A 19,475-nucleotide genomic window follows, 5' to 3' on the forward strand; every position below is an offset into this window, starting at 1 on the left:
CCATCAGCAATTCTTTTATACTGGATTTTCTGAGCGGGTATCTGCCAAAGCATTAGTGACAAATCCATATTCAGAAGCGTGCGGCCTGTCGTTACTATCGCTGTATCCTTCAGCCATCATTCGGTTCCGGTTTAAGCACAGCTTTGTCATCTTCGGTTTAAAAAGATTAAAGGTGTCAAAACGTTCTTGAAGATGAGGGAACTGTTGATGATAATTATTAATCTGCTGACGTACTGTTTTCCAAAATTCCTTCTCAGTCAGCAACCCTTTTCTATCTAATAAATCAGCTAAATAACGGAAGTGACAAATAAATAAACCAGTGAAAATAAATTGGGTAAGACCTTCCGGCGGCTCACTTCTCAGCACTTCTTTTGAATCTGGGTCTAAATGCTGAATTTCCTGCAGAGGCTGATCACTAATATTTACATCATCCACAAAGTCTTTCATGATTAATCGTTTTGGTTTCCCGTTTTCAAGTACAATAATCGTATTTTGACCATGCGGGGAAAACACAGTTCCATACTGGTATAAATAGTGGAGCAGCGGCGGTAAAATAGCGGTGTTTAATTGTTTTATCCATTCATGTGCAGGGAGACCGGATTGTTTTATCCACTGTTCAACTAAGGAGTCCCCATTTCTGTCCTCATGCAGTAGAGCAGCAAGTGTTACAGGCTTTTCCCCCTCTTCAAGTACGTTATAAACACTTTCACGCCAAATCGCACCGAGCATTTCTTTATACTGATAAGGTACGCCTTCTACGTTGTCATAGCCCGGATGATAAACGTGAACACTTGCTTCTTCTCCAAGCAAATCGAGCTGACATGTGTCTTTTAAATATTTATCGTTTTCCCATATACCTTTAATAAAGCTTGTAACTCGAGGGGCTATTACTGTGCGTTCTCCAGGAAGTCCCCGGTAAACCAGGGTGTTTAATATACTCATCGGGAGCTTCACATGGTATTTGGATCGATGAGTCTGGTTGACAAATGTTCGGATGGACTGCTGCGGCAAATACTGGTCATTTCCTTCCCCTAGCGGAATGATCTTCTTTTGAGCCAATTCTTCAGCAAACCGCTGTATAACAACATTTTCCCACTGCCAGGGATGAACAGGAAGAAAATAGTACTGTTTCTGTCTTTCTCGAACTTCCTGTATTAACTTCTCATTTGCTCTCTTCCATAGCGAAGAACCCATTTCTTCTTTTAAGAAAGAAAAATCTATAGATGAAAGATGGTGCCCCTCTGCAATATCCTCGTGTACTGCGATCCAATAAAGAGTAACTGCTTGCTTCTTCTCTGGGGCATAATGGAGATAATCTTCGTAACTGAACCCTAATCTGCCTTTGTTATAAGTGATCCATGGGTGTCCTGACATTTCGCCTTCGAGTTCAGCATAATCTAGATGAATTAATTCTTCGGCCGTCGTATCTTTCTTCATTAAATGACAATCCGCTAACAAAGTTTGCTCGTATTCTTTTATTAAATGGCCGACAGTAGTACTTTCCATGTTTAATAGAGACTGAAGCTCGAGAAGAAAGCTTTTGGTATTCAATGGAGCTTGTCTGCCGTTTACATGTTTTATTACCGATTCAGCATTTACAGAATAACTGTCAAACAAACGCTTCTTTGCATGAAATGTATAAACAATACCTTCATTGAGCTCTAAGCTGTAAACCGTATAATCTCCTTCTACGTCTGCAGGTTCTGGCTCTATCATATCTTCATACATAAACTCCTGCAGCATTTTAGCAGTAAGTAAACGGTTAGCTTTTTGCCACATTTCTGGAGTTAATGTTTGTAATAATTCTTCGGCATACTTCATATTTCTCATCCCTTCTTATGTAATTATCCGAACTGCTGGAAAACATTGGTTTCTTGTACGGGATAAATCGTTTCACCTGCGATTTCATTGATAATTACCGCATTGCGATGTGCCCCTAACCCCAGGTCTGGAGCCCCCGGTCCATGGGTATGAACCTCTCCGTTTTGAACAAAAATCCTGCCGCCGTCAGCAGCTGTTGGTTTTAAAGATACTTCATAATGTTTCTTTATTTTAAATCTCCCTTTTTCATCCCATTCCATTAAGGGGCCTGCTCCTTCCAAACACGGAGGAACCGTTGGCTTATAGCCTGTTCCCATAATGACTGCATCGGTATCAAGGTCAAATGTTTTATCTTTCTCCCATTGCCGGAAAGTAAGCGTATAACGATCTCCCTTTGTTGTTCCTTTCTCTAGCTCACTTAACGGTTTTAACAGTACATTGAGCTTTTCTCCTCCAATGGATCGTTCATACATAAGATCATAAATTGCTGCAATTGTATCTGTGCTCATTCCTTTGTATAGGAGGTCCTGTTTAGGAAGCAGCTTATCTTTTTTCTCCTGCGGCAAGGAATGAAAGTAATTGCTATAATCAGGGGAGAAGTGCTCTAAACCAAGCTTAGAATATTCCATTGGAAAAAAACCTCGAGAGCGTGTCACCCAATTTATTTGTTGAGATGGTGGCTTGCTGCTTAAGAGCTCATAAAACACTTCACCTGCGCTTTGTCCTGAACCAATAACAGTGACAACAGGAGCGTTTTTCCAAACGTCTTTTTTATCCATAAATTCTGCTGTGTGGAATATATTATCAGAAGGTTCCAACCCTTCTATGTTTGGAACAGCTGGTACTGTGCCGACCCCCAAAACGAGGTTTTTCGCATTATATTTTTCTAAGGCTCCGCTATCGACATTATGCACATAAACCGCCCAGCTTCCAGGCTCTCCTTTTATCCGCTCTACCCTGCTGTTAAATCGGCAATGCGGGAGCTTTTTGGCCACCCACTGACAATAATGGTTATACTCCCGGCGGGGAATATGGAACTTTTCATAAAAATAAAAGGAATAAAGCCGGTTGTGTTGATTTAAATACTCTAAAAAGCTGTAAGGACTTTTAGGATCAGCCATCGTTACTAAGTCAGCCATAAATGGAACTTGAAGCGTGGTGCCTTCCATTAACATTCCCGGATGCCAATTAAATTCCGGCTTTTGCTCAAAAAACATACCTTTCGTATGCGGGATCGTATCCAAAAGAGCAGCCATCCCTAAATTAAATGGACCAATGCCTACTCCTATTACATCTAGTAACTCTGGTTGCTCAGCGTTCAAGCGTTCCCCCTCCTTTTTCTCTGTAATGAACCATCAAAAGGCCGATTTTGTCAGGAAGATTGATAGGTTTTACTGGTTGAAACCCACACTTTTTAAACACATGAATCATTTTGTGATTTCTAATGTCAGGCTCTGCAACAACCTTCACTGTCTTCGAACGGTCATAGATAAAAGAAAGCATTTCTTTAACCAGCGGAGCAGCAAGTCCTTTCCCTAAAAAAGACTCTGGCCCAAATAATAAATGGACTCCTTGATCATCAAGCTGATATTTATAATGGCGGCCTACTACATCATCTTTTACGTCATATGTCTCCCAATAACTCATAGGGATGCCGTTGACCAATCCAATCCACAATTTCTGGTGAGAATCCCTTACCGCCTTGTCGATGTGAGAGCGAAAAGCTTCTCTTGGGAGATTCAGCTGCCAATAAGGGATCACATGCTCTTTATGCATCCATTGAAATAGATATTCTTCGTCTTCTTTTCGCTGAAACGGCCGAAACTCAACAGCTTGTCTATCTGCCAGCTCATTTTTATACGATGTTTGTTTCATGCGAGTAATCAACAGCTCTAACCTCCTTTTGAACAAGCGGATTTTTCACTTCAGTGTAAACAGACTGTGTCTCTAAAGTACCGACCAATTCATCCATATCGTGGAAGCGTGTCAGCAAATTCGCCTTGCATGGAAGCGCTTCTTGCTGCAGTAATGTGTTTAATATATTTGATTTTGAGTGAGAGACGACTGGAATAAAATTTTCCAATTCTTCTCTAACCATCTGCAATAGCTTTTCTTCCTGCACTAAGCCGCTGCAGCCAAATGCATTAATCAAACCAAAAATATGATTAAAAAAGAAATAATAACGGAGCCGCTCATCGACAAGACTATCCTCGCAGACTGTGTCGCTTTTTTCCTTCAAGTTTGGTACAAACTGTTGCAAATAGTCCTGTTTGGATGAGGCAAAATAATACCCCTGGTTATCTCTGTAGTAAAAAGCTTCTGGATAGCCTTTGTCCATTTTTAAAACGGAATTTTGCTGATGTGCTTCCAATGCAATACCATGCGTAAAGTAAAGCCACAATAAAGGCTGCAAAGATATATTTAAATATTTTTTAAACCAATCAATGCTGACTTCTTCCACGTTTCTAATTTCTAGTTCAGCGAGATCCTCCATAATCCTTTGTATATGTGGTTTTTCACCTGGTAAAGCGTCTTGGCATAGTCCTGCTATTAATGTGGTTTCTGCAGCTTTCTCTTTTTTAAAAGGATTTTCCCGAATAACGACCTCTAATCCGCTCTCTTTCTCCCCTTTAAATGCTAGATAGGCAGGATCACGGGTAACATAAAAGCCAGGGAAAAATTCACTTAACTGCTTGCCTATCTCACTATCAAGAATCTTATTTACGGTCAGCCCTCTCTCCAACTCAATTTTCTTATTTACACGTAAGGAATTAGTTACTTTAACCGGTATCGAAAACTTAAACATATAATCCAAGTTTTCATTATAGACCGTTCGAATCGAAGAAGTAGCTGACACTTTTCTGCCCATAAGTCCAAGATCAAAAAGCAGCTCTTCTTGCATTAATTCTTGGATGGCAGGGGTTTGCAGCAGCTTTTCTGCCTGAAGAGGATGGACTGGAAATAGCTGAAAACCAGGTTTTCCGCCAGATGCTTTCTTTTCTTCTTCTGTCAACAGAGATAAAACAGCTTGTTCTGCCTCTTCTCCTTCTCGCTCAGCTATGGATTCATGAATTAAAAAATAACGTAATTGAAACTGCCCCCGTGTTTCCGGTGAACATTGATTTGTTTCTTTCTCATTCATTCCCTGCCGGCTTTTCGGTGTTGGATGAAGCAAGTGCCCGAAAAGTAATGATTGTTCAGAATCAAGGAAGCTTCTGACAGGATCATAAAGCTGACTGCTTTCTGTTTTTCTTTTTTCCAAAAACAATCTGATATTTTCAGTGCTTAATAGCACGCGCTTCATTATTTCCTGCATGTGAATAGACTGCCCTTCAAAGGTAAGAGACAGTTCTTTCGATAACAAGCTGACCAGTGTGACAAGGTCTGCTTCTATCCAGTCCGGTTGATTTTTCATGCGGTAAAACAAAGGGAAAGAGTAGAGATGCCGGCCTGTTAAAGATGTATAATGCAGTTTTGCTTTTATTTCTGCTCCTTGTTTCTTTAGCGGCAAATGTAATATTCCGTCTTCCATCTTTCCTTCGCCAGTTTCTCTAACATAGCAATTTAAAAAGCATTCGATGGATTTTTGTTCTGCTGCTTTTCCACTATCCATATATCTCTTCTCCTCTCCATTTTTCTTCTAACGTTTGACCTTTTTGGATAATAGCTTCTAATACTTGCTTTCCGTTATGAAAATTAGCACCAGGATGTAATAATGTTATTTTTAAGAACTGTTTATTGTGTACTTTTGTTTTGGAAAGTACTGCTTGTCCTTCATAAAACAGCTCATTTTTTATGCTTCGGTTTAACTGGTCCACCATCGTTTCCGGGATTTCTGTTTCGGGAATATAACGAAAAACAAGTGTGCTGATTGATGGTGCTAATGCCAATTCAAAAGCTTGTTTCTGGGCTATTTCATCATGCAATTTCTTCGTTAAATCTATGATTTGCTCGATCCATTCTCCTAAAGTTCTAATTCCTATTTGTCTCAGGGTCATCCATAACTTTAACGCGTCAAACCGTCTTGACGTCTGAACAGATTTATCAACTAGGTGCAGCATACCGCACTCTTCATCTTCTGTTGGACTTAAATAATCGGCCTGCTGACTGTTTACCGTTAAGCTGCCAGCTTCTTTGACAAGAAAGATACCACAGCTGACTGGTTGAAATAGCATTTTATGAAAATCTATCGTAACGGAATCTGCTCGTTCGATGCCTGTTAGTCGTTTTTTATGTTGGTCACTAAATAAAAGCCCTCCTCCGTAGGCCGCATCTATGTGAAACCACAACCCTTCTGCGGCGGCTATATCGGCAATTTCCATTAAGGAATCGATACTTCCAAAATCAGTCGTCCCTGCTGTTGCCACGATGGCAATCGGAAGCAAGCCATCCTTTTTCAATTCTTTTACAGTACTCAGGCAGCCTTGTCCGTCTATTTCCTTATTGTTATTGGTTTTTATGGTAGTGACTGCTTGTTCGCCAAGACCTAACTGAACTGCCGATTTTTTCACCGTAAAGTGAGCATCTTCAGAACAAAGAATCCGGAAACGTTCAGCCTCTTTCGGTAATCCCTTTGTTTTAACGGAATGGCCAAGTTTTTTCTGGCACCAGTTGTCTCTTGCCAGCTGCAATCCCATGTAATTCGACTGTGTGCCTCCACTTGTAAACACACCATCTCCTGTTTCGGGAAGACCGGTAAGCTCTATCATCCATTTCACAAGTCGATCTTCTAAATAAGTGGCCGCCGGGCTTTGATCCCAGGAATCCATTGATTGATTTAGTGTACTTAAAATAAGCTCTGCTGCGATGGAAGGGTTCACAACCGGGCACTGTAAATGAGCCATACACGCAGGGTGCTGCACTTTAATGGCTGGTTCGACTGCATACCTTCTCACATCTTCGAGTACCGTTTCCCATGTTTCTCCACGAAAGGAATAAAGGTCAGGCTGCTCAAGCATCTCTTTTATTTGTAGAGGTGTTTTTCCAGAATAAGGCTCTTCTGTTTTATCCAACGTGTCCGTAAGCATTTTTATTGTGCTGAACATCATTTCTTGAAACGATTGATTTCTTTTTGCATCTGTTTGTATAAAAAAGGAGTTTAAATTATCCTCTGTTTTTGTTTCTTTTGTTTTTAACAAAACCATTTATGCAGCCCCTTTTCATCATTTGTTCAATATTGATAATCATTATCAATTATTTGTTTTAAAAAACGCCTACCCGAAAGGGCGACGTTAATTGATAACGAATATCATTTTCACTACTAATGTATTCCATCTGCAAAGTGAAAGTCAATAATTATTCTGTAAATTAGGCATAATTAATTAATAAACTCTTTCACTACATTAGTGATGAAACTCCTTTTATAACAAGCATATTGCTTACTTTTTTCAAAAAAACTAAAAACATTTTCAGCTGTTGATTTTTATTTATAAGCCTTATGTACCTGTCTTTTAAAATCATATCGTTTGCATTCTCATCAGTTTATAAGTAAACTGATGAGGAAATAGATTGGAAAAGGGATGGATAAATGATGTCACAATCTAAAAATACCCCGCCTTTGTCCAAACACAACGAGAGGCTGGCCCTTCTTCTCTGGTTTCGTTTATCCCGTTTTTACAATCAGAGTATACGCAAGTCGAATAAGCATTTAAAAAGATGGGAGTTGAGTGCTGCCCAATTTGATGTGCTCGTCCAAGTTGGAACCTATCAGCCATTAACCCAAAATGAATTGGCAGCTAAACTTTTTGTTACAAAAGGAAATATAACTCAGGTCCTGCGGCGCATGGAACAACTAGGCTGGATCCAGCGGGAACAAGATTGGAAAAAGAAGGTTATATCCTTAACAGATGCAGGTAAATCTTTATTCGAAGGAGTAGTACCGCATCAAGAACAATTTCAAGCTTCTCAGTTTCAAGGGCTTGAAAAAGAAGAACAAAAACAACTGTTGGACTTATTAAAAAAGCTTCAGCAGCAAAATGAAAAAGTGGAGGAATTATAGTGAAATTAAAAGGCATTCATCATTTATCAGCTATCACAGCTAATGCAAAAGAAAACCTTGATTTTTATACAAAAGTCATGGGGCTTCGGCTGGTTAAAAAAACAGTCAATCAGGACGACACTTCTGTCTATCACTTATTTTACGGAGATGAACGCGGCAACCCTGGTACAGAGCTGACTTTTTTTGAAATACCGATGGCTGCTCCAAATCAGCCTGGGGCTAGCAGTATATCTGCTACTTCCTTAAGAGTACAGGACAATGAGGCCCTGCTTTATTGGAAGAAAAGATTCGAAGAACACGGCGTTGAGCACGAAGAGGTAGCAGAACGCGGCGGCAGAAATACAATTGCATTTAAAGATTTTGAAGGCCAGCGTTTGATTCTCGTATCAGACGAAAACAACAAGGGCGTTCCGGGAGGCAGTCCTTGGGACAAATCTCCTGTTCCGCAAAGACACGGTGTGACCGGGCTCGGTCCTATAAAGTTAACAGTTAGGGATGCTGCGCCTACTACTAAAGTATTAACTGATGTGATGGGCTTTCGAGAAAAAGGTAAGTACTCGTCTGATCAAGACGGCCAATCAGACATTATCGTGTTTGAAACCGGTGAAGGAGGAAGCGGTGCAGAAATCCATTTAGAAGAACGTCCTGATCTCGCATTTGAACGTCAAGGACGGGGCGGGGTGCATCATGTCGCCTTTCGTGTAGAGGACTTAGAGCAACTAGAAAAATGGATTCAGCATATAAGTGATGTTGGCCTGCCTAATTCTGGTTTTGTAGAACGATATTATTTCCGATCCCTTTATTTCAGAGAGCCAAACGGAATATTATTTGAAATCGCAACAGACGGACCAGGATTTGACGGAGATGAAGATATCGATCATCTTGGTGAATCTTTGGCCCTCCCTCCTTATCTCGAGCCAAAACGCGAACAAATCGAAGCAAGGTTGAAGCCGCTCGATTATAAGCCTGAATAAACGTGTGAAAATATGGTAGCAAAACGTCGGAAAGAAAAATAATAAAATGTCTGAATATCATTGATCCATTTTTTCCCCATTAGACCAATTAACACAAGAAGAAAGGTGGAACAACAAACAATGAAGCATATTTTTAAAGAAGGAAAAAATAAAGATGCGCCGGTATTATTACTTTTGCACGGCACTGGCGGCACTGAGGAGGATTTACTTGAAGTGGGCCGCATGATTGATGACGAAGCTTCCATACTAAGCGTCCGAGGAAACGTATCTGAAAACGGTATGCCCCGATTTTTCCGGCGCTTAGCAGAAGGTGTTTTTGACGAGGAAGATCTTGTTTTCCGGACAAAGGAACTCCATGACTTTCTTGACGACAGTGCAGAAAAATATGAATTTGACCGTGAAAATATAGTGGCTGTAGGCTATTCTAATGGGGCAAACATTGCCGGAAGCTTGCTGTTCCATTATAAAAATGCCTTAAAAGGAGCATTGCTTCATCATCCGATGGTCCCGCGCAAAGGAGTTGTACTTCCAGATTTGCAGGGAAAAGCCATCTTCATAGGAGCTGGAGCAAATGATCCAATCTGCCCGCCAGAAGAAACAGAAGGACTTAGCAGACTTCTAAAGGAAGCAGGTGCTGACGTTAAGGTGCAATGGGAACAAAGCGGCCACCAGTTGACTTTAGAAGAAGTACAAGGAGCTGCAGAGTGGTATAAAAATTATATTAGAAAAACTTGACTTACCGCCAAGTCCAAATGGCGGAAGTAGTAATCTTGCTTATACTTGTCAAATAAACTTGGGGCTGTCCAAAAGGTTTTTTTCAGCTGAAATACCCTTCGCTTTCACCCTCAGGGCACTAGTGGGACCTCTACTCCAGCTCTCTTGTTGGTTCTCGTAGTATCTTCTTTGCAGCGGGGAACACTTCAGCTTCCTCGTGAGCAAAGACCGCTTACTGCAGGCCGCTGAAGTCTACGTGTATTTCAACTGAAGTTAATTAAAAAATGTAGCCGACCCGACTTATGAACAGCCCCTCTTCTATATTTTTAGTTAGTTAAAAAAAATTTCTGCAACATCAAAAAGTATGCAGAACTAAATAGCGTAATTCTTTAGACTAATCTATTTGTTTAGGTTGAAGCGAGTACATCATGATATTCTTCTTTTTTCTTTAATTGTTTTTCTGCGTAGTCACATTGTGGGATAATTTTTTTATTTTCCGCTCTTGCTTTTTCCACTACTTTTGCTACCAGCTGTTTTCCTATGCCCTGTCCTCCTAATTCTTCGGCAACATACGTATGTTCAATGACAATATTGCTATTGTTGTCATGAGAAAAAGTAATTTCCGCTTTTTTTTCACCATTTTTCAAAATATAAAATTCTCCGTCTCCTCTTGCAATTTCAGTCATAACTTACACTCTCCTTACAGAGTTGTCTTTTTTTATATTCCCAGCAGGACTATTCTTTTAAACACTTCTACCATTCCACTGGTTTTTCGACAACAATTCCATCCGAAATATTATTATGCTGCAAGGAATTTTCTTTTGCCTGTACACAAATAAAATATAAATTTTCATTAGAATTGTTTCTAAAAATTCTTACTCCAGCTGGAGCTACTCTCACAACCGTCCCTTCTTCTACATCAAAAATCTCTTCATCTACCTGGAACTGCCCTTGACCTTTGACAAAAATATAAAGTTCTTCATTTTCACCATGTTTATGGTGAAAAGGCATAGAGGTCTGCGGAGGAAATGAATTCATTGAAACTTCCATCCCGTTTAAACCTAAAATGTCATTTAAGAAAGCTTTTCCTCTCGCTTTTACTGGTTCTTCTATCTTATAGTCTTTTAACTCTTCCCATTTACCAAAGTGAGCAGCAGTATAATTTGTTCCTTGCTTTTTTTCTCGCATATATTTTATACCTCCTTTCTTATATTATATATCTGATTATTTCGAAAATAAAAGAGAAGCGACTTACATATCAGTCTGTTTCCGAACAGCAATCGTGCAGCGTGAAATACAAATCAGTTTGTCATTTTCATCTGTTATTTTTACTTCCCACACCATAGTCGTTCTGCCTATATGTACCGGCGTTCCAACAGCAGTCACTTCCCCGCTTTTTTTCCCTCGAATGTGATTTGCATTAATTTCAAGTCCTACTACATATTCAGTCTTTTGATCAACAAGATTCCATGCTCCTATACTTGCTACACTTTCTGCAAGTACAACCGAGGCTCCGCCATGAAGCATCCCCATAGGCTGACGAGTTGCATCATGAACCGGCATGGTTGCAACCACATGATTCTCATTAATCTCCACAAATTCAATACCTATTGCATCAATAATCGTGTTTTTCACAAACTTATCTTGCAGTAAACTCATACAATCATCTCTCCCTTCCATTATTTGTATAGTATATCATATCGATAGTAACGGAACGCTTCTTTTGTATAAAAGCATTTATGACGATACTATATAAAGAGAAAATTTACCAAGAGAGGAGGAAACAACATTGTTTACTTTTCAGGATGTGGTTTATAAAGATATTTTAAAATTGAACAAGCTCACTATCAATAAGAGACAAATTACCTGTCTGGTTGGTGAAAGCGGCACGGGAAAGTCTACTTTGTTAAAGTTAATGAACAATATGATTTCCTCAACAAGCGGAACGATTTTTTATAACGAAACACCCGTTGAAGAGTTAGATCCTGTTGAAATAAGACGAGATATATCTATGCTGTCGCAATCACCTGTACTTTTTGGTGAAACAGTAAAAGATAATTTGGAAGCTGGACTAATATTTGCCGATAAACCTTTAGCAGATGAGGAAAAATTAATAGAGACGATGAATTATTTTTATTTACACAAAAACTTAGAAGAAAACGCAGAAACTCTTTCAGGAGGGGAACAGCAGCGACTCGCTCTTTCTCGAATGATACTTTTAGATTCGTCTGTTTTTTTGCTAGACGAACCAACTTCCGCACTCGATGAAGATTTAGAACATAAGGTGATGGAACGGTTTATCGATCATGCTAGAAAGCATGAAAAAACCGTTGTTTTTGTTACCCATTCAAAAACGATAGCAAAAGCATTTGCCGACAATATAGTGGACATTACCCCGTTTTCCATAAAAGGGAGTGTGAAACGTGAACGATAACATTATCGACCTAACCCTATGGCAGCTTCTTTCTGCCTATGTCTTTATTATCCTTTTACTAATCATTGTAAAACTAAGAAAAATTCCAAGAAATAAAGAAATATTAATATCTACACTGCGGATGACTTTTCAGCTGCTGATTGTAGGATACATATTGATGTATTTATTCGACAATCCTCACCCGCTTTTGACGACAGCGGTCGTATTAATTATGGTTACTTTTGCGATTTGGAACATATATAAGCGCGTTCGCATGGACTTAAATAAAAAAATGAAAAAGATAATTGCTATTTCGATGGCAGCTGGCACACTTTCAAGTTTAATTTACTTTAATTTCGTTGTTATCCAATTTTCCCCCTGGTATGAACCGCGGTATTTCATTCCGATAGCGGGGATGATTATAGGTAATTCAATGACAGGCATTACTTTAGGTGTACAAACACTAATGGAAAACATGAAAGACCAGCGCTCTCGTGTAGAAGCAGCCTTAATGCTGGGAGCTACACCGAAGGAAGCAACTCGAAAAATGGTAAACCAAGCATTTGATTCAGCTATACTTCCTACCATTAACTCAATGGTCGGAACAGGGATTGTCTTTTTACCCGGGATGATGACAGGACAAATATTAGCCGGAGTAAACCCAGTTACTGCCATAGAATATCAAATAGCTATTCTTCTCGGTGTGGCTGGAGCCGTTGCTCTCACGGTTATTTTGTTTGTTCAAAATGGTTATAAAGTATTTTTCAATGAAAGAAAACAGCTAGAGGGAGGGGAATAACCTCCTATTCTTTTTATTTCAGTACCTCTTTCAATTGTTTACTATTTAGGCAATAGTATGTTATAATGTTTCACCTAACATTAATCGTATTGATTACGATTTTCCATATAAATTATTACAATATTTATGAAAGGAGGAAATTATATTGGCACGAGCAGCGAAAAGAGCTAAAGAACAAAAACGGCAAGAACTAGTTGAGAAATACGCTGATCTGCGCAGGGAGTTGAAAGAAAAAGGCGACTACGAAGCTCTTCGCAAACTTCCACGCGATTCTTCTCCAACCCGTCTTCATAACCGCTGCGGATTGACTGGAAGACCGCGTGGTTATATGCGCACGTTTAACCTTTCTCGTATAGTATTTCGTGAACTTGCTCATAAAGGACAAGTTCCAGGAGTCAAAAAGGCTAGCTGGTAGAATATTTAGAGACATGGTGGTAAAAACCCCATGTCTTTTTTAAAAGGTAAGCTTTAATCCTTTAATAAAATTAAATATTCATAAAGTATTAGAAACTTGGCTTTCTAGTCATTTGTTACTTTTCTAAAGTATAAAGACAAAGCGGAAGGGAGTTAAAGTTATGCCCGTTTTTGCAAATGATGCTTTAAAAGAAAAACATGCACTAATTACAGGAGCAACAGGCGGCATTGGATATGAAACTGCGCTAGTGCTCGCTTCCATGGGAGCTTCTGTTACTATCACTGGACGTAGAGAAGAAAAATTAAAGCAGTTAAAAAACGATGTGAAGAAAAATTTTCCTGATGCACGCATTTTTTTGTTTGTTGCAAATATTGGAAATGAGAACGATAGAAAAAAACTTTTTGAAGCCTCTTGTGACGCTAATGGTTTTATTTCATTATTGGTAAACTCTGCAGGAGTGATTGGTGGAAGTACTGTTGAAAACCTCACACAAAAGGAAATGGAGCGCATTATGCATATCAATTATACATCTGCGGTTTTACTAAGCCAGCTCGTTTATGAAAAGATGAGAGAAAAGAAGGACGGAGCTATTGTTAATGTTTCCTCCTTATCAGGTTTACGGGGAACACATGGAAATACAGCATATGCTGCATCAAAATTCGCGTTGATTGGCTTCACCCAATCCATGGCAATCGAGGCAATCACTCATGACGTGCGTGTTAATGCTGTATGTCCTGGTTATGTTGAAACGGAGATGGGACAAGCCGCTATTAAAAATAAATCAATCCGAGAGAACCGCTCATTTGAAGATCAGCTCGAAATCGCCAAAAATAGCATTCCATCCGGACGATTAACCGATCCAAAAGAGGTTGCTCATACGATTGCTTACTTATTAACTGACGCTGCATCAAACATTGTAGGTGAATCTGTAAAAATCTCCGGGGGCAATGTCTTAAGATAATAGGTCGTACGGCACAGTGAGTATTACATCTTTACAGCCTCCACTACATGAATGGAGGCTTCTTTTTAAGTCATATTATTCCCCTTTATCTAAATGAAAACGGCTTACGATTTTGTTTAATTGATTAGCTTCTTGTGATAGCTTAGCAGCATCAGACGTAATTTGCTGTACACCTGCAACTTGTTGATCCATACTGCTTACATTTTGTACAACTGTATCCGTAAACTCTTCTGCAATTTTATTGATATCCGCCATAATACCAGTAACTTCTTCTCCATTTGTCATTAATTTATCTGCAATTTTCATATTGTCCTGTACTGCTGTCCTGGTGTTAGCAGCAGAATCATGCAGTTTCCTAATGGAGTCTCCAGCTTGCTTCACTATAGTTACACCATCTGAAATGACGTCTGCACTATTACCCACTTGCGAGACAGCACTTCCAAGCTCTTCTCTAGTATTTGTCAGCGTTTTCAAAATGTCGTTGGCAAAAGTATTAGTATCTTCCGCTAATTTTCTCACTTCCGAAGCTACAACTGCAAATCCCTTTCCTGTCTCCCCTGCTCTAGCTGCTTCAATGGACGCATTTAATGCCAGTAAGTTGGTTTGTTCTGCAATATCCGTAATATAAGACACTTTTTTCATCATTTCATCCGCATCTGCAGCAACAGATTTAATTTTTTTTGTGGAGTTTCCTACTGTTTCTTGAATGTGGTTCATTTTTTCTTCTGAGGAATCAACCGCCTCTTTGCCTTTATCTGCTTCCCTGCTTGATTCTTCCGATTGATCTAATGCTTCAAGAATTCCGTTTTTCATGCGGGTGATGTTTCCCATCATTTCCTGCATCGTAATTTGGGCTGTTTGAAGGGAAGACATTTGATTTTCTGCTCCGGCTTGAAATTCCTGCATCCCAGAGGCTGTTTGTTCAAATCCTGCTGAAAGTTCTGTCGTTTCTTTTTCTTGTGTATCACTAATTTCTTTCACAGAATGTGCAGCGTGATCAATTTCTTTTATCATATTTCTCATACCAATGACCATTTTGTTAATCTCAAAGCCAATTTGATGAAATTCACTTCTTGATTGATTTTTTACCTCTTTGTTTAATTTTCCAGCTGATGTTGCTCTTGTAACGGTATACCACTGCCTTAAAGAAGATGTGAGAATTTGGTGAAAATAAAATCCTAATCCTCCTGCAAAAATAACAGTAATAAGACCTGCCCACCACAAAGCATTAGAGCTGGATAAAAGAATTTGCAGCAAAAAAAACATAAGTACAGGCAGAAAGGCTAAACTGAATATAACAGGACCGAGCAGTTTTTTATGTATCACTCTTCCAACTCTTAAATTAAATGACTCCCCATCAGGACTGGTACCAATTGGACAGGAGGCATCAATTAGTAATTCGCCAGTATTTCGAGGATATAATTGAAGTAAAGCTTCTGTAGTTCGTGCAGCTTTTAGACCAACTTCATCATTAAAAGGATGACCTTCTCGCAATCTATTCGTATGTAAATGACTCCATCCATCTTTGTCTACGATAAGCAAATATTCATCATCCTCTAAAAAATCATCTAACTTATCTCTAACTAATCCTGGTTCTTCTTTAAACTTTCCTGTTTCAATTAAGTCTCTTAATTCTTTTGCCCTATTTTCGGCTTTTTTCTGTAGTTTCGCTGCAGCTCTTGATTTTAGAGATGACATGATATAAACACCTCCTAATTAATAATTTATATAGAAAATTCTAACATTTTTTAGTAGATTTGTCATAAAAAATAAGACAAAAGTCTCGTGAATATAAAGTAACAAAACCAAGTGTCAATTGTTCTCTATAGACTGAAATAGTGAATAATGTATTCGTTTCCGCTGCATGTTCACCTTATCCTGCTTTTCGTCCAAAAATATTTGTTTATTTATTGAATTATTTATGTCTTTTTTGTGAATTATTTGTTACAATAAATAAAACAAATATTGAAACCGTTTACTTTTAAAGAGGTGTTAAGGTATGGATATATTGCTGATCTTTATGATATTTGCTACCGTTAGTCCACTATTTTTTGCCCGCCGTCGTATGTGGGGACTTGCTCTTTTACAGGGGGCGCTGATGCTTGGTATGTGGGATTACTTTCTAAGTCATTTCACTTCTATTACCGTACTTAATGCTCCTACTTCCATTATTGCTTTTTACGGAAGTTTACTTTTGGCAGATGTTGCCCTTATTATGCTTTTGATACGTTTCTTTAAAGAATTAGACACAAAGAAATTACCTTCTTTCCGCTCTGAACTTCGTTCTCAAATGAAATAAAAAAATTCCCCGTGAAGATTGTACATTCACGGGGATTTTTTATTTCATGCTTTAGGGAACACTTAACTTTGTTAAAGGAGCAAAGTATAAGCAATCTACGGCTTCCACCATAGGAATTAGCGGCAGGCCGAGTTTTTCTAATGATCCATGTGCTCGTGTTCTTCTGTTTCATTGTCGTTGTCGCTGCCGCCGCCATGGTCGTGTGTGTAGCCAAATGACATGGTCCAAATCGAACCAGCTACGATAACAACAGCAACAAAAAAACCATATAGCATGTTGCCAGCTTGTATACCTCCACTTTCGGTCTCGGTCATGTGCATAAACATAAACAGCTGAATAAACGCCTGAATAACAGCAAGTACCATAATGGAAGTGATAATCCATGGAGTCGGCAGGTCTGAGCCAACGGCAGCCCATGCTGCAGCAACTGTCAATATAATAGATCCGACAAATCCTACGACATGTTGTTTCGGGATTCGTTTGGTCAGTTCACTCATTTAAACCACCATCCCAATCAGATAAACGCTTGTAAAAATAAAGATCCAAATCACGTCCAGAAAGTGCCAGTACAACCCAACAATAAAAACTTTTCTTGAGGTGACCGGTGTCAGACCGCGCTGACGCAGTTGAATTAAAATAAGAACTGCCCATGAAATACCTAAAAGTACGTGTAAACCGTGTGTTCCGGTTAAAACAAAAAAGGCAGACCAGAAAGCGCTCGATGGAAGCGAAGCGCCTTCGTGTGCGTAATGTACGAATTCGTATATTTCGAAACCAAGAAAGCCGAGACCAAGCGCTAATGTAATGCCAAGCCAGACAAACAACCCTTTTAACGACCCGCGTCTCATGTGATGAATAGCAATACCGCACGTGAAACTGCTTGTTAAAAGCAAAAAGGTCATAATTAGAACCATTGGCATCTCGAACAGATCTGCCGGTACAGGAGCATCAGCCGTTCGTCCAAATAATACAGCATACGTGGCAAACAGGGTGGAGAACAATACAACTTCTGCACCGAGAAAGATCCAAAATCCTAAAATGTTCATTCGTCCTTCTTGTGTCCGGTACTCAAGAGGTCCGGTACTAATATCCGTATGGGCACTCATTGTTCTCCCTCCCTTGCCTTTTTCTCTGTTTGTTTAATTTCTTCTACAGAAACATAGAAACCATCATCATAATCAAACGAACGAATAACCATACAAGCAAGCACACCGATCAAACCAGCTATGGCTATGCCTATCCATTCCCAAATCAAGCCAAAGCTTGCGATAAACATAAACGCCATCATAACAAACGGAACGCCGGAATCACTCGGCATGTGAATAGGTTCCACTTTTTCTTTTTCATACGTGGTTCTACCATTTTCTTTCATTCTCCAATAGGCTTCCGGTCCTTCTATTTTTGGTACGGTTGCAAAGTTATAAAATGGAACAGGGGTTGTAGTTGCCCATTCAAGTGCTCTGCCGTCCCAGGTATCACCGTGCGTTTCTCGCTGACTATAGCGGAAACTATAATAAATGTTATAAACAAATACGGCAAAGCCAATAGCCATGAGAATGGCTCCAATGCTAGCTGTTACGTTTAATGCCATCCATTCTGGTTCAATGGTATACGTACGTCTTGGCATACCTGCGAATCCAAGGAAGTACATCGGGAAGAAACAAACATTAAACCCGATTACAAAGAACCAAAAGCTTATTTTACCGAGCTTTTCATTCATTTTGTGACCAAACATTTTTGGATACCAATACGTCAGTCCTGCAAAACACCCAAACACCGTTCCTGCAATTAATACGTAGTGAAAGTGTGCTACTAGAAAATACGTATTATGATATTGATAGTCGGCCGCAGCCATAGCAAGCATTACACCGGTCACCCCGCCAATGACAAAGCAAGGGATAAAAGCAAGCGACCAAAGCATCGGTGTGTCAAAGCGAATGCGGCCTTTATACATTGTACCGAGCCAGTTAAATATTTTCACTCCAGTCGGTACTGCAATAAGCATTGTTGTTATAGAGAAGAAGGAGTTTACTGCTCCTCCAGCCCCCATCGTAAAGAAGTGGTGAACCCAAACGACAAAACTGAGTCCAGCAATTACAACCATGGAGTAAACCATCGCTTTGTACCCAAATAGCTGCTTACGGGCAAAAGTTGAAATGATCTCTGAGAATATACCAAAGGCTGGTAGAATAACTATATACACTTCCGGATGTCCCCAAAGCCAAAACAGGTTTGCCCACATCATAGGCATTCCTTCACCTGTTAAAGTGAAGAAATGAGAACCGAAAATACGATCAATCGTCATAAGTGCCAGCGCTACAGTTAAAATAGGGAACGCAAACACGATAATAATAGAAGTAATAAACGTCGACCACGTGAATATCGGCAATCTCATCATTTTCATTCCAGGAGCACGCATCTTAAGAATCGTAACGATAAAGTTAATGCCTGTTGCCAGCGTCCCTATACCGGAAACTTGCAGACCTATTAGATAATAGTTTTGAGCTGGCCCCGGATTAAGGGTGGCTCCTGCCATAGGAGTATAACTGGTCCACCCTGCATCAGGTGAGCCTCCAATAACAAAAGATAGATTAAATATCATAGCCCCAAAAGCAAAAGACCAAAAACTAAGCGCATTTAAAAATGGGAATGCAACGTCTCTTGCTCCTATTTGAAGCGGTACAATATAGTTCATTAAACCAATCAGAAAAGGCATCGCCATAAAAATAATCATAATGGTGCCATGGGTTGTAAATATTTCATTGTAATGCTGAGAATCAAGAAACTCCATTCCGGGAAGTGTCAGCTGTGTTCTCATTAAAAGCGCGTCAACTCCGCCCCGGAAAAGCATCGCCAAAGCAGCGATAATATACATAATCCCGATTTTTTTATGGTCAACGGTTGTCAGCCATTCTCGCCAAAGCCATCCCCATTTTTTAAAATAAGATAACACAAAAACAATGGCAATAGATACTAAAACAATAGAAACCATCGCTCCATATATCAATGGCTGACCAGTCACAAAGAAATCTTCTAACAGAAAGTCTATAAATTCCACGTCATTTCACCCACTTTCTGAAT

20 protein-coding genes are annotated in these 19,475 nt (G+C 39.5%); 8 read left to right on the forward strand and 12 right to left on the reverse strand.

The features are described 5' to 3' along the window. Window positions 1–15: 15 nt before the first annotated feature. The 5 genes from FZF09_RS14775 to FZF09_RS14795 are packed head-to-tail and all read right to left on the reverse strand — an operon-like array spanning window position 16 to window position 6,965. Window positions 16–1,821 carry an IucA/IucC family protein gene (locus FZF09_RS14775; protein ID WP_158737378.1) on the reverse strand — a complete coding sequence of 602 codons (1,806 nt, stop codon included), beginning with the start codon at window positions 1,819–1,821 and terminating at the stop codon, window positions 16–18. A 23-nt stretch (window positions 1,822–1,844) separates the two neighbouring features. Next, complete coding sequence (locus FZF09_RS14780; protein WP_199256802.1) at window positions 1,845–3,143, reverse strand: lysine N(6)-hydroxylase/L-ornithine N(5)-oxygenase family protein; 1,299 nt, start codon at window positions 3,141–3,143, stop codon at window positions 1,845–1,847. Then, window positions 3,133–3,708 (reverse strand): GNAT family N-acetyltransferase, encoded by a 576-nt coding sequence (locus tag FZF09_RS14785; protein ID WP_233269514.1) that lies wholly within the window; start codon window positions 3,706–3,708, stop codon window positions 3,133–3,135. Before FZF09_RS14785 ends, FZF09_RS14780 begins: the two co-directional genes overlap by 11 nt. Continuing rightward, window positions 3,677–5,434 carry an IucA/IucC family protein gene (locus FZF09_RS14790; protein ID WP_158737379.1) on the reverse strand — a complete coding sequence of 586 codons (1,758 nt, stop codon included), beginning with the start codon at window positions 5,432–5,434 and terminating at the stop codon, window positions 3,677–3,679. The genes FZF09_RS14785 and FZF09_RS14790 overlap by 32 nt, the downstream gene beginning before the upstream one ends. Next, window positions 5,427–6,965 carry a pyridoxal phosphate-dependent decarboxylase family protein gene (locus tag FZF09_RS14795; RefSeq protein WP_158737380.1) on the reverse strand — a complete coding sequence of 513 codons (1,539 nt, stop codon included), beginning with the start codon at window positions 6,963–6,965 and terminating at the stop codon, window positions 5,427–5,429. The genes FZF09_RS14790 and FZF09_RS14795 overlap by 8 nt, the downstream gene beginning before the upstream one ends. Window positions 6,966–7,351: 386 nt before the next feature. Between FZF09_RS14795 and FZF09_RS14800 the strand changes: the two genes are divergently transcribed. The 3 genes from FZF09_RS14800 to FZF09_RS14810 all read left to right on the forward strand — a co-directional run bounded on the left by FZF09_RS14800 (window position 7,352) and on the right by FZF09_RS14810 (window position 9,528). Then, window positions 7,352–7,819 (forward strand): MarR family winged helix-turn-helix transcriptional regulator, encoded by a 468-nt coding sequence (locus tag FZF09_RS14800; protein ID WP_158737475.1) that lies wholly within the window; start codon window positions 7,352–7,354, stop codon window positions 7,817–7,819. Then, window positions 7,819–8,793 carry a ring-cleaving dioxygenase gene (locus FZF09_RS14805; protein ID WP_158737381.1) on the forward strand — a complete coding sequence of 325 codons (975 nt, stop codon included), beginning with the start codon at window positions 7,819–7,821 and terminating at the stop codon, window positions 8,791–8,793. The genes FZF09_RS14800 and FZF09_RS14805 overlap by 1 nt, the downstream gene beginning before the upstream one ends. 120 nt (window positions 8,794–8,913) lie before the next feature. Then, complete coding sequence (locus FZF09_RS14810; protein ID WP_158737382.1) at window positions 8,914–9,528, forward strand: alpha/beta hydrolase; 615 nt, start codon at window positions 8,914–8,916, stop codon at window positions 9,526–9,528. A 386-nt stretch (window positions 9,529–9,914) separates the two neighbouring features. On the opposite strand, the gene FZF09_RS14815 is transcribed toward FZF09_RS14810, so the two are convergent. The 3 genes from FZF09_RS14815 to FZF09_RS14825 form a co-directional block, all read right to left on the reverse strand. Beyond that, window positions 9,915–10,193 carry a GNAT family N-acetyltransferase gene (locus tag FZF09_RS14815; protein ID WP_158737383.1) on the reverse strand — a complete coding sequence of 93 codons (279 nt, stop codon included), beginning with the start codon at window positions 10,191–10,193 and terminating at the stop codon, window positions 9,915–9,917. 67 nt (window positions 10,194–10,260) lie between these two features. After that, a complete protein-coding gene (locus FZF09_RS14820) occupies window positions 10,261–10,695 on the reverse strand; it encodes a cupin domain-containing protein (RefSeq protein ID WP_158737384.1) in 435 nt (144 codons plus the stop codon). A 63-nt stretch (window positions 10,696–10,758) separates the two neighbouring features. Next, on the reverse strand, window positions 10,759–11,166 hold the full coding sequence (locus FZF09_RS14825) for a PaaI family thioesterase (RefSeq protein ID WP_199256803.1): 408 nt from the start codon (window positions 11,164–11,166) through the stop codon (window positions 10,759–10,761). A gap of 130 nt (window positions 11,167–11,296) precedes the next feature. On the opposite strand from FZF09_RS14825, the gene FZF09_RS14830 reads away from it, so the two are divergent. From FZF09_RS14830 to FZF09_RS14845, 4 genes are all read left to right on the forward strand, one after another. Beyond that, the gene (locus FZF09_RS14830) at window positions 11,297–11,941 is read left to right on the forward strand and encodes an ABC transporter ATP-binding protein (RefSeq protein ID WP_158737385.1); all 645 of its coding nucleotides are present in this window, start codon (window positions 11,297–11,299) and stop codon (window positions 11,939–11,941) included. Further along, a complete protein-coding gene (locus FZF09_RS14835) occupies window positions 11,931–12,719 on the forward strand; it encodes an ABC transporter permease (RefSeq protein ID WP_158737386.1) in 789 nt (262 codons plus the stop codon). Before FZF09_RS14830 ends, FZF09_RS14835 begins: the two co-directional genes overlap by 11 nt. Before the next feature lie 145 nt (window positions 12,720–12,864). Next, window positions 12,865–13,134 (forward strand): 30S ribosomal protein S14, encoded by a 270-nt coding sequence (rpsN, locus tag FZF09_RS14840; protein ID WP_158737387.1) that lies wholly within the window; start codon window positions 12,865–12,867, stop codon window positions 13,132–13,134. A 160-nt stretch (window positions 13,135–13,294) separates the two neighbouring features. Continuing rightward, window positions 13,295–14,095, forward strand: a complete 801-nt coding sequence (locus FZF09_RS14845; RefSeq protein ID WP_158737388.1) for an SDR family NAD(P)-dependent oxidoreductase — start codon at window positions 13,295–13,297, stop codon at window positions 14,093–14,095. Between the two features lie 75 nt (window positions 14,096–14,170). On the opposite strand, the gene FZF09_RS14850 is transcribed toward FZF09_RS14845, so the two are convergent. After that, on the reverse strand, window positions 14,171–15,793 hold the full coding sequence (locus FZF09_RS14850; RefSeq protein ID WP_158737389.1) for a methyl-accepting chemotaxis protein: 1,623 nt from the start codon (window positions 15,791–15,793) through the stop codon (window positions 14,171–14,173). Between the two features lie 301 nt (window positions 15,794–16,094). Between FZF09_RS14850 and FZF09_RS14855 the strand changes: the two genes are divergently transcribed. After that, entirely contained in the window at window positions 16,095–16,394 is a 300-nt protein-coding gene (locus FZF09_RS14855; protein ID WP_158737390.1) for a hypothetical protein, read from the forward strand. Window positions 16,395–16,531: 137 nt separating this feature from the next. On the opposite strand, the gene qoxD is transcribed toward FZF09_RS14855, so the two are convergent. Genes qoxD through qoxB form a run of 3 tightly spaced genes read right to left on the reverse strand, consistent with a single transcriptional unit; the run spans window position 16,532 to window position 19,452 of the window. Further along, on the reverse strand, window positions 16,532–16,891 hold the full coding sequence (qoxD, locus tag FZF09_RS14860) for a cytochrome aa3 quinol oxidase subunit IV (RefSeq protein WP_158737391.1): 360 nt from the start codon (window positions 16,889–16,891) through the stop codon (window positions 16,532–16,534). Further along, the gene (gene qoxC, locus FZF09_RS14865) at window positions 16,892–17,500 is read right to left on the reverse strand and encodes a cytochrome aa3 quinol oxidase subunit III (protein ID WP_158737392.1); all 609 of its coding nucleotides are present in this window, start codon (window positions 17,498–17,500) and stop codon (window positions 16,892–16,894) included. It abuts the gene before it with no gap. Continuing rightward, entirely contained in the window at window positions 17,497–19,452 is a 1,956-nt protein-coding gene (qoxB, locus tag FZF09_RS14870; protein WP_255450595.1) for a cytochrome aa3 quinol oxidase subunit I, read from the reverse strand. The genes qoxC and qoxB overlap by 4 nt, the downstream gene beginning before the upstream one ends. Between the last annotated feature and the right edge of the window lie 23 nt (window positions 19,453–19,475).

The sequence above is a fragment of the Alteribacillus sp. YIM 98480 genome (genome assembly GCF_009765375.1).
Classification (GTDB): Bacteria; Bacillota; Bacilli; order Bacillales; family Marinococcaceae; genus Alteribacillus.